2 tRNA genes are annotated in these 264 nt (G+C 43.6%); both read left to right on the top strand.

Features of this window, described 5'->3' with window-relative positions:
* Nucleotides 1–76 (top strand) — tRNA-Ala (locus QP548_RS16885).
* Between the two features lie 5 nt (nt 77–81).
* Nucleotides 82–158: transfer RNA gene (locus QP548_RS16880), tRNA-Ile, on the top strand.
* Nucleotides 159–264 lie beyond the last annotated feature (106 nt).

The raw sequence follows: 264 nt of genomic DNA, 5'->3' as shown, positions 1-264 counted from the left end.
GGGGGTATAGCTCAGTTGGGAGAGCACCTGCCTTGCACGCAGGGGGTCAGGAGTTCGAATCTCCTTACCTCCACCATATGTGGGTCTATAGCTCAGGTGGTTAGAGCGCACGCCTGATAAGCGTGAGGTCGATGGTTCGAGTCCATTTAGACCCACCATTGTTCTTTGAAAATTGCACATAAATTAATATAGAAACAACAAGCCAAATTGGCAAAACCAATTTCTATTCTTTGTAAAATGAGAACTATAACTAATATAGGTCAA

The organism is Clostridium sp. UMB9555A (assembly GCF_030222355.1).
Taxonomy (GTDB): domain Bacteria; phylum Bacillota; class Clostridia; order Clostridiales; family Clostridiaceae; genus Sarcina; species Sarcina perfringens.
The sequence above is the reverse complement of the archived record's forward strand: the minus strand, read 5'-3'. Positions and strand labels throughout refer to the sequence as shown.